3 protein-coding genes are annotated in these 1,224 nt (G+C 42.5%); 1 reads left to right on the plus strand and 2 read right to left on the minus strand.

All coding sequences use genetic code 11. The features are described 5' to 3' along the window. A partial coding sequence (locus BGP77_RS02805) for a radical SAM protein (protein WP_108163228.1) occupies positions 1–587 on the plus strand: 587 nt, incomplete at its 5' end. A gap of 34 nt (positions 588–621) precedes the next feature. Here BGP77_RS02805 and BGP77_RS02810 read toward each other — a convergent pair. Next, positions 622–945, minus strand: coding sequence for a hypothetical protein (locus BGP77_RS02810; protein ID WP_108163229.1), 324 nt, complete (start codon positions 943–945; stop codon positions 622–624). Positions 946–979: 34 nt separating this feature from the next. Next, the coding region (locus tag BGP77_RS18010; RefSeq protein ID WP_370446821.1) for an HD domain-containing phosphohydrolase at positions 980–1,224 on the minus strand (245 nt) is incomplete at its 5' end.

Here is a 1,224-nt window from a genome sequence, read left to right on the forward strand (position 1 = left end):
CAGTAACAGAAGTGGTCGAACAAATACTGCCTTATACGAAATTTATGGATGCCAGTGGTGGTGGTGTGACCGTAACCGGTGGTGAACCGGTATTGCAGGCACCATTTGTCGGTTTACTGTTTCAGCGTCTACGACAACATGGAATTCATACCTGTTTAGATACCAATGGCTATGTTGGCGTCTACAGTGACGAAGTTAAGTTAATGATCGACGAAAGTGATTTAATAATGGTCGACATTAAACACATCAACGATATTAAACATCATTTACTTGTCGGTGTTTCGAATCAACGCACATTACGTTTTGTTCGCCACCTGGCCGATATTGGCAAAAAAACACGGGTCCGTTATGTTGTTGTACCCGGCTATTCTGATGATATCGAAGATGTACATGCGCTCGCGCAGTTTTTAGCGCCAATGGAAAACATAGAGCAACTGGAATTACTGCCCTATCACAACCTCGGTACACACAAATGGAAAGCGCTGGGCTTGGAATACCCACTCGAAGGAATGGAACCACCGACGGTTGAAGTAATGGATGAGATTCAACAGATATTCGAAAGCTACGGCTTATCCATCATTCGCTAGTAGAATTATTTTTTAGTTAATTTTAAAAATCGAATCAAGACCGTTTCAACAAACCATCCTGTTCCAGCACACAAATGATTACGTCAGTCATCATTTGTGCTCTGCCAACTTCGACACCTTGGTTAAAAATTGACTGCATAGCACTGTCGTGTTCCTCTAACTGATATTCATGATGCTGCATTGCAGCTTCATCCAGCGCCGCATAGAGTCGATTAAAACGTGCTAAACGCTCGTCGGTAATGTCAATACGTATGCCAAAGCGTTCATTTAACTGATCGATCACATCGACCAAACCTGTGCTGACACCCGCTGCTTTTGCTTTGGCTTCAGCCAGGTTAATGATTTTAGTTTTCTCCATAGTTTCTCCTAACCTATCTTTTGCAATTACAGCATCAATTTATAGACGCCGAATAATAACGTTCACCTTGTCGATGCAAGACGGAAAAAATCTGATCATCGATTTTCCCTTCCTCCGCCAGCAAAGACATAATTGTTAAAATCTCGCTTAAGTTTAACCGCCCACGATAAGGTCTATCTTGCGACAACGCCTGAAAAATATCGGCTATAGCCACAATTCTGGAAGGTTTATCAAGCATTGCCGATGATTTACAGTACGGATAGCCACTGCCGTCTAATC

The sequence above is a fragment of the Saccharospirillum sp. MSK14-1 genome, assembly GCF_003054965.1.
GTDB lineage: Bacteria > Pseudomonadota > Gammaproteobacteria > Pseudomonadales > Natronospirillaceae > Saccharospirillum.